Below are 8,673 nucleotides of genomic sequence, written 5' to 3'. Positions count from 1 at the left end.
ACCGGCCTGTCCGCGGCCACCGTCTCCAACATCGTCCGGGAACTGAAGGACAGCGGAACGGTCGAGGTCACGCCCACCTCGGCCGGTGGACGCCGGGCCCGCAGCGTCTCGCTGAGCGGGGACGCCGGCATCGTCATCGGCGTCGACTTCGGGCACACCCACCTGCGCGGCGCCACCGGGCCGCCCCCCCCCCCCCCGCCCGGGGGGGGAGCCGCTACCGGCGGCTGGGCGCGGCCGGCATGCACGACCGCTCCAGCCGCCCGCACCACAGCCCACGCCAAGGCGGAGGAGGGCGACAACGCGGAGCGACGGGGGCCCCTCCCGCTCGAGCGGAGCCGAGAGTGGGGAAACCGGCGACCACGCCGCAGATGTGCGTACCGGACCCCGCGACCCCGGCACGGTCCGAACGACACCCCCTGGCCCGGCCGCGCCGCCGGGTCCGGAGCCCGCGAACCGGGTCCGGCGGTGCGGGGCTACGCCTTGGGTGCCGTGCTCTGGGGGCCGTAGGGGCCCGGGGGCGGGAAGGGGTCCGGGTCCCGGGGGCCGAACAGACCGGTCAGCCCCAGGTGCACGACCAGCGCCGCGAACGGCCACACCAACAGCGCGCCCTTGGCGCCCAGTTGCAGCGGCGCGTCGAAGGTGACGCCCTGGCCGGCGCTCCTGGCGCGGGCGACAACGTCCTGCGACGGGCCGAGCCACACGCCGAGCCGCCAGGCGAGCAGCGATCCGAGCAGCCCGCCGACGGCCAGCGCCACCACCAGCGGCACGCCGCCGCGGCGGCGCACCAGGAACGCGACGAGCGCGCTGACCGCGCCGAAACCCAGTGCGAGGAGCGAGAACGTCCCGTCCACACCGACGGCCTGCTCGCCCTCGGAGTCCTTGAAGTAGACGACCCAGTTGTCGCCGACGACGTCGCCCACCAGCGGCACGCGCGGCGCCAGCCACCACCACAACACCCCGAGCAGCGCCCCGCACAGCGCCCCCGCCACCGCCGTCACGGCGGCCTGACGCACTTCCGTCCTCATCCCGGGACCGTCCGGGTCGTGCCGCCAGTCGTGACCCGGGTACGCGGCGAACCCGGTGCTCCCGGAGAGCTGGAGCGGAGCGGCCGCGGGCCCGTCGGACGGCGGCCGCCCCGTGTCCCGCGCGGAACGTTCGTGCGGAGGCGGTGGTGGTGTCAGAGGTGCGCTCACCCTGCCATCGTGCCAGGCCCGGCTGTGCGGCGCGTCACCGGACGGCCGCCCTGCGGTAGGCCCAGGTCGCCACCGTCAGCGAGATCACGCCGACGACCCCGCACACGGCGAGGTCACCGAGCACCCGGGCCCAGTCGGGGTGCGGTCCGAAGGTCCGCGTGAACGCCTCGACGCCGTACGTCGACGGCAGCAGGTCGCGGGCCAGGCGCACCGCTTCCGGCATGCGCTCCGGCGGCAGCACGCCCAGCAGCAGCGCCGCCGACATGCCGAGCTGCCCGAGCAGCGTGGCCAGTTCGGGCCGGGGCGCGAGCAGGCCGAGGGCCGCGCCGAGCCCGGCGAGCGCGGCACCGGCGAGCGGGATCACCGCGGCCAGGATCCACAGGTGCGCCAGTGGCAGCCCGAACAGCACGCATCCGAAGACGGCGGTGACGACGGTGCCCGGCACGGTGAAGGACGCGTACGCGCCCGCCGCGCCCAGCACCACCGCGGCTGGCGGCACGGGCAGCGTCGCGTAGTGGTCGAGTCCGCCGCTGGCCCGCAGCTGGCCGAAGTACTGGGCGAGGAGGTTCAGCGCGACGAAGGCGACGACCAGGACCGACGCGCCGGCGACCACGGCCTGCGCCTCGCCGCCGCCGTCCACGACCCCGCGCATCAGGATCATGATCCCGACCGACTGGAACGTCGCCACGAACAGCAGCGGGATCCGCGCGACCCGGGCCCGGGACAGCTGCGCCCGGTACACGGCCGTCAGCGCCGGCCACAGCCGGGGCCGGGGGCCGAGCTCGGCCGGTTCCGGCGCGGCCCGGTCCAGGCCCAGGGCGCCGCCCGGCAGGACATCGGCGGGTACGACACTCACGTCGTGCTGCTCCCCTTCGTCGGGATCGTCAGGATCCGCTCCGGCGCTCGCCCCGTCCCGTACGGAGACGGCGGCCCGTGCGCTCACGGCCCAGGGGCTCACGCCTTCACCAGCCCCTGTCGCACGGCGCCGCCCAGCGCCAGGTAGACGTCCTCCAGGCTGGGCGTGGCCAGCGTGAAGTCGTCCAGGGCGGCGAAGGCGGCCCCGCCGGTGACGGTCGCGACGACCGTACGGGCCTCCTCGGGCGCCAGCCGCAGGGTCCAGCGGCGGCCGGACTCCACGACCCGGTCGCGCAGCGCGGCCACCTCGGGCACGTGCAGCGGCGCCGCCTCGCGCCACACCAGGTCGACCCGGACCTCACCGGCGACCTGCTCCTTCAGCCCGGACGGGCTGTCGCAGGCGATGACGGTACCCCGGTCCAGGACGGCGACCCGGTCCAGGACGGTCTCGGCCTCGATGACGTTGTGGGTGACCAGCAGCACGGTCGTACCGCGTTCGGCGCGGCGCCGGTCGACGGCGGACCACACCGCGCGCCGGGCCACCGGGTCCATGCCGGTGGTGGGCTCGTCCAGCACGAGCAGCGGCCGCTCCCCCACCAGCGCGGCGGCGACGCAGGCCAGCCGGCGCTGGCCGCCGGAGAGCTTCTTCAGCGGACGGCCGGCGAGCGGCGCGAGCCCCAGTTCGTCCAGGACGTCGTCCCGCTCGGCCCGCGCGCTGCGCACGTCCAGACCGCGCAGCCGGCCGGTGGTCTCGGCCGCCAGGGACACGGTCAGTTCGTCGAGGGCGCTGGACTCCTGGCCGAGGTAGGCGAGGATGCGCGAGGCGCGTTCGGGGTGGCGCACGATGTCGTGGCCGAGGATCTCCACGCTGCCGCGGTCGGGCCGCATCAGCCCGGTCAGCTGGCGCACCAGGGTGGACTTGCCGGCGCCGTTCGGCCCGAGCAGGCCGAAGATCTCACCGCGCCGGATGTCGAGCCGTACGTCGTTGGTGGCCCGGACCTCGGGGGTGGCCGGCACGCCGCGCCGTCCGCGCGCCGCCGGATAGGTCTTGGTCAGCCCGCGCACCGCACACACGACGTCACCACCGTGCCGGAATCCCTGTGCCGCGCGCGTACTCACAAGGGACGAGCCTACGGGGTGCCGCGCCCCGCCCCGCTCCCGGGGCACCCCCGGCCCGCAAAACCGCCCCTACGAGCAGCAACTCCCCCAAGCACACCCACCGGCCGGCCGCTCACTCCGCGGCGGCGGCCCGTTCGGTGCCGGTGCGCTGGTCCAGTTCGCGCCAGAAGCCCGCCCGGATGGCGTAGCGGTCGCGTTCGTCGATCTGGTCGTCCTTGTGGGCCAGCAGGCCGAAGCGGGCGGCGTAGCGCAGCAGCTCGCCGTCGATGCGGTGCGGGATGCGCGGGTACATGGCGGACAGCTTCTGGATGTGGCTCTGGTCGCCGAGCCGCTCCACCCAGCGCCGCGCGAAGACCTGCCCCACCTCGAAGGGGTCGCCGCCGACGGTGGTGATGTCCTCCTCGCGGTCGGCCCACCGCTGCTCGGCCGTGGTCAGCTGGGCCAGCGTCGGCATGGACGCGGCGTCCGGCGGCTCGGCGACGGGCCGGTCGACCCAGCCCTTGTCGGAGGACCAGCGCAGGGTGGCGGAGGCGGGCGGCCGGTCGGCGTGCGGACCGGGGGCACGCAGCGCGGCCAGGTCCTTCGGGGTGGGTACGCCCTTGGCGGCGGGCGACCGCTCGGCGGTGCCGTTGTGCGCGGCGGCCGGGTGGCGGGGCTCCTCCGCGGTCCGCTCGGCCGCCGCGGCGAGGGCGGAGTCCGGCAGCGGGGCGGAGAGGATCGCCGCGATCTCCGGCCGGGGCACGGGCGGCGGCGCGCACACCCCGGTGACCTCCTTCGCGCGGACGGCCTGGGTGATCCAGGCGCGGTCCAGCACGCGGCGTTCGTCGGCCTCGGCGACCAGGTCCTCGGACTGGTTGTAGTCGCCGTCGGCGGCCTGCACGGCCCACAGGTGGACGGCGACGCCGTGCTCCTTGGCGGCCATCATGCCGGGCAGCAGGTCGCCGTCGCCGGTGACCAGGACGATGTCGGAACAGGCGCGGTTGCGGGCGAGTTCGGTGAGTTCGGCGTGCATCGCGGCGTCGACGCCCTTCTGTGCCCAGCGGCCGTCGCTGCGGGTCAGGGCGCCGAGCCGGACGGTGACCCGGGGCATCACGCGCAGCCTGCGGTGCTCGGGCTGGGGGACGCGGTCGGGGGCGCCGTCGAACCAGTAGATGCGCAGCAGCGGCTGCCGGGTGTCGGACTCGGCGCGCTCGCGCAAACCCTGGATGAGGGCGGCGTGGTCGACGGTGATGCGGGACCGTGAGGGCTCCCCGGCGAGGAGACTGGCGGCGGCCCCCAGCAGATACCCGGCGTCCACCAGGACGATGCAGCGGTCCACGCGATCCACCCTCTTTCCGGGAGGTTTGCTTCGGGCTTGCTTCGAGTCTGCCCGACCACGCCAGGGTTAACGTCCCGAACTCGATCTTCGGCGTGGCGTTTCCACACTTCCTCCCCCGACCACCCGGTCACACACGGTAATTGTCCGACATGCGTGTGTTGTCGTGCTGTGTGAATCTGGTCCCGGCCCTGGCCCCTAGTCCCCCACAGGAGGCATCACCATGGCCAAGAACAAGAACCGTGACCGTAAGCAGCCGCAGGCCGAGCGCGCCCAGCGGGCGACGCAGGCGTCCACGATGGAGACGCCGGACGAGCAGCGCACCACGCAGGTCATGCCCGGCGAGGTCGGCCGGGGCAAGGGCCGGCAGAAGCGCTTCGGCCACAACTGACATCTGCTGGACGGGCCGTTGCGGCCCAGGCACATGAAGAGGGGCGCGCCCGCCACAGGGTGCGCCCCTCACGCGCGTCGCGCCCGCTGTTCCTAGCCGGCCAGGCAGGACGGTCCGAGCAGGACCTTCAGGTCGCCGAACAGGGCCGGGTCGGGCTTGACGCGGTGGCGGTCGAGCCGCAGCACCGTCGTCTTGGTCGGCCCCTGGAGCTTGATGCGGACCTCGCTGTCGCCTTTGTGGTGGGTGAGGATCTCACCGAGCCGGCTGACCATCGGCGGGGTCACGCGGGTGGCCGGAATGGTGAGCACCACGGGTGCGTTGGTGCCCGCGTTGGACAGGTCGGGGACCATCAGCTCCATCGCGACCAGCCGCGGCACGTCCTCGCGCTTGTCGAGGCGGCCCTTGACGAAGACGACGGCGTCCTCGACGAGTTGCGTGGACACCAGCTGGTACGTCGCCGGGAAGAACATGCACTCGATGGAGCCCGCGAGGTCCTCCACGGTGGCGATCGCCCAGGCGTTGCCCTGCTTGGTCATCTTGCGCTGGAGGCCCGAGATGATGCCGCCGATGGTGACCACGGCGCCGTCGCCGAAGTCGCCGCCGGTGAGCTGGGAGATGCCCGCGTCGGCCTTGTCGGACAGCACGTGCTCCAGGCCGAACAGCGGGTGGTCGGAGACGTACAGACCGAGCATCTCGCGTTCCTGGGCGAGCAGGTAGGTCTTGTCCCACTCCTCGTCGGTGAAGGTCACGTCGAGGCCGAAGCCGGGCTCGCTGGTCTCCGCCTCGCCCATGCCGCCGAAGAGGTCGAACTGCCCCTCGGCCTCCTTGCGCTTGACCGCGACCACGTTGTCGATCATCGGCTCGTACTGCGCGGTGAGGCCCTTGCGGGTGTGTCCCATGGAGTCGAAGGCGCCGGCCTTGATCAGCGACTCCGTGGTGCGCTTGTTGCAGACGACCGCGTCGACCTTGTCGAGGTAGTCCGGGAAGGAGGTGTACTTCCCCTTGGCCTTGCGGCACTTGATGATCGACTCCACGACGTTGGTGCCGACGTTGCGCACCGCCGACAGGCCGAAGAGGATCACGTCGTCGCCCTGGGCGGCGAAGTTGGACTCGGACTCGTTGACGTTGGGCGGGAGCACCTTGATGCCCATGCGGCGGCACTCGTTGAGGTAGACCGCCGACTTGTCCTTGTCGTCCTTGACCGAGGTGAGCAGCGCGGCCATGTACTCGGCGGGGTGGTTCGCCTTGAGGTAGGCGGTCCAGTACGACACCAGTCCGTACGCGGCGGAGTGCGCCTTGTTGAAGGCGTAGCCGGCGAAGGGCACCAGCACGTCCCACAGCGCCTGGATGGCCTCGTCGCTGTAGCCGTTCTTGCGGGCGCCGGCCTGGAAGATGACGAAGTTCTTCTCCAGTTCCTCCGGCTTCTTCTTGCCCATCACGCGGCGGAGGATGTCGGCCTCGCCGAGCGAGTAGCCGGCGATGATCTGGGCGGCCTTCTGCACCTGCTCCTGGTAGACGATCAGGCCGTAGGTGACGTCCAGGACCTCCCTGAGCGGCTCCTCCAGCTCGGGGTGGATGGGCGTGATCTCCTGCTGGCCGTTCTTGCGCAGCGCGTAGTTGGTGTGGGAGTTCATGCCCATCGGGCCCGGCCGGTACAGGGCCGACACGGCGGAGATGTCCTCGAAGTTGTCCGGCTTCATCAGCCGGAGCAGGGAGCGCATCGGGCCGCCGTCGAACTGGAACACGCCGAGCGTGTCGCCGCGCTGGAGCAGGTCGAACGTCGTGGGGTCGTCGAGCGGGAGGCTGAGGAGATCGATGTCGATCCCCTTGTTGGCCTTCACCATCTTGACGGCGTCGTCCATGATGGTCAGGTTGCGCAGGCCCAGGAAGTCCATCTTCAGCAGGCCGAGCGACTCGCAGCTCGGGTAGTCCCACTGCGTGATGGTCACGCCGTCGGTGTGCCGGACCCAGACCGGGACGTGGTCGGTGATGGTCTCGCTGGACATGATCACGCCGGCGGCGTGCACGCCCATCTGCCGGACCAGGCCCTCGACGCCCTTGGCGGTGTCGATGACCTTCTTCACGTCCGGTTCGTTCTCGTACATCCCGCGGATCTCGCCCGCCTCGGAGTACCGGGGGTGGTTCGGGTCGGTGATGCCGGAGAGCGGGATGCCCTTGCCCAGGACGTCGGCCGGCATGGCCTTGGTGAGCCGGTCGCCCATCGCGTACGGGTAGCCGAGCACGCGCGCGGAGTCCTTGATGGCGTTCTTGGCCTTGATGGTGCCGTAGGTGCCGATCATGGCGACCTTGTCGGCGCCGTACTTCTCCGTCACGTACCGGATGACCTCGACGCGCCGGCGCTCGTCGAAGTCGATGTCGACGTCGGGCATGGAGATGCGCTCGGGGTTGAGGAAGCGCTCGAAGATCAGGCCGTGCGGGATCGGGTCGAGGTCGGTGATGCCGAGGGCGTAGGCGACGATCGAGCCGGCCGCGGAACCACGGCCCGGGCCGACGGCGATGCCCTGCTTCTTCGCCCACATGATGAAGTCGGCGACGACGAGGAAGTAGCCCGGGAAGCCCATCGAGATGATGGTGTCCATCTCGTACTCGACCTGCTTCATGCGGTCGTCCGGGATGCCGTCCGGGAAGCGGCGGTGCATGCCGCGCATGGTTTCCTCGCGGAACCAGCTGACCTCGGTGTAGCCCTCCGGGATGTCGAACTTCGGCATCAGGTCGCGCTTGACGAACATGCCCGTGGTGTCGACCATCTCGGCGATCAGCCGGGTGTTGGCGCAGCCCTGCTGCCAGGCGTCCGAGGAGTCGATGGCGTACATCTCGTCGGTGGACTTGAGGTAGTAGCCGGTGCCGTCGAACTTGAAGCGGTCCGGGTCGGAGAGGTTCTTGCCGGTCTGGATGCACAGCAGCGCGTCGTGGGCGCCCGCCTCGTGGGCGTAGGTGTAGTGCGAGTCGTTGGTGACCAGCGGCGGGATGCCGAGCTTCTTGCCGATCTCCAGCAGGCCGTCGCGGACCCGGTGCTCGATCTCGATGCCGTGGTCCATCAGCTCCAGGAAGTACCGGTCCTTGCCGAAGATGTCCTGGTAGTCGGCGGCGGCCTTGAGGGCCTCGTCGAAGTGGCCGAGGCGCAGCCGGGTCTGCACCTCGCCGGAGGGGCAGCCGGTGGAGGCGACGATCCCCTCGGACCACTTGGCGATGGTCTCCTTGTCCATCCGGGGCCACTTCTGCAGCCAGCCCTCGGCGTACGCGTCGGAGGAGAGCCGGAAGAGGTTGTGCAGGCCGGTCGAGTTCACCGCCCACATCGTCTTGTGGGTGTAGCCACCGGAACCGGAGACGTCGTCCCGCTTCTGGTGCGGCTGGCCCCACTGGATCTTGCGCTTGTTGCGCCGGGACTCGGGGGCGACGTACGCCTCGATGCCGATGATCGGGGTGACTCCGGCCTTCTGCGCGGAGTGGAAGAAGTCGTAGGCGCCGTGCAGGTTGCCGTGGTCGGACATGGCGATGTGCGTCATGCCCATCTCGTTGCACGCGTTGAACATGTCCTTCAGCCGCGCGGCACCGTCCAGCAGCGAGTACTGGGTGTGGACGTGCAGGTGCGTGAACGGCGGCTTGGACACGGTGCGGCCTCCAAGGAGAACTCTCGGCGACGGACTGTGGACGGTCCGCGGACGGCCGGCGGACAGTCCGGGGGTCAGCGTCGAAGTCTATGCCCCGGCACTGACACCCGGGGGTCGCCGCCGCGTACCGTCGGGCGGGGTCACGGGCACTCCCGTGTCCCGTCACAC

The 8,673-nt window shown here is 71.6% G+C and carries 6 protein-coding genes and 1 pseudogene; 2 read left to right on the top strand and 5 right to left on the bottom strand.

Features of this window, described 5'->3' with window-relative positions; translation table 11 throughout:
• Nucleotides 1-180, top strand: a pseudogene (locus tag FGW31_RS25950) (ROK family transcriptional regulator); the annotation flags it as partial.
• A 293-nt stretch (nt 181-473) separates the two neighbouring features.
• Here FGW31_RS25950 and FGW31_RS25945 read toward each other — a convergent pair.
• From FGW31_RS25945 to FGW31_RS25930, 4 genes are all read right to left on the bottom strand, one after another.
• The gene (locus tag FGW31_RS25945) at nt 474-1,193 is read right to left on the bottom strand and encodes an AAA family ATPase (protein WP_142195934.1); all 720 of its coding nucleotides are present in this window, start codon (nt 1,191-1,193) and stop codon (nt 474-476) included.
• 34 nt (nt 1,194-1,227) lie between these two features.
• Nucleotides 1,228-2,049 carry an ABC transporter permease gene (locus FGW31_RS25940; protein WP_142195933.1) on the bottom strand — a complete coding sequence of 274 codons (822 nt, stop codon included), beginning with the start codon at nt 2,047-2,049 and terminating at the stop codon, nt 1,228-1,230.
• Nucleotides 2,050-2,147: 98 nt separating this feature from the next.
• Entirely contained in the window at nt 2,148-3,122 is a 975-nt protein-coding gene (locus tag FGW31_RS25935; protein ID WP_142195944.1) for an ABC transporter ATP-binding protein, read from the bottom strand.
• Nucleotides 3,123-3,279: 157 nt separating this feature from the next.
• On the bottom strand, nt 3,280-4,485 hold the full coding sequence (locus tag FGW31_RS25930) for an NYN domain-containing protein (protein WP_142195932.1): 1,206 nt from the start codon (nt 4,483-4,485) through the stop codon (nt 3,280-3,282).
• 220 nt (nt 4,486-4,705) lie between these two features.
• Here FGW31_RS25930 and FGW31_RS35115 point away from each other — a divergent pair, with 220 nt between their 5' ends.
• Complete coding sequence (locus FGW31_RS35115) at nt 4,706-4,873, top strand: hypothetical protein (RefSeq protein WP_167530122.1); 168 nt, start codon at nt 4,706-4,708, stop codon at nt 4,871-4,873.
• A 92-nt stretch (nt 4,874-4,965) separates the two neighbouring features.
• Here the strand turns inward: FGW31_RS35115 and dnaE are convergent, their stop codons facing one another.
• The gene (dnaE, locus tag FGW31_RS25925; protein WP_142195931.1) at nt 4,966-8,505 is read right to left on the bottom strand and encodes a DNA polymerase III subunit alpha; all 3,540 of its coding nucleotides are present in this window, start codon (nt 8,503-8,505) and stop codon (nt 4,966-4,968) included.
• Nucleotides 8,506-8,673: the final 168 nt, after the last annotated feature.

This window comes from Streptomyces calvus (genome assembly GCF_006782915.1).
GTDB lineage: Bacteria > Actinomycetota > Actinomycetes > Streptomycetales > Streptomycetaceae > Streptomyces > Streptomyces calvus.
The sequence above is the reverse complement of the archived record's forward strand: the minus strand, read 5'-3'. Positions and strand labels throughout refer to the sequence as shown.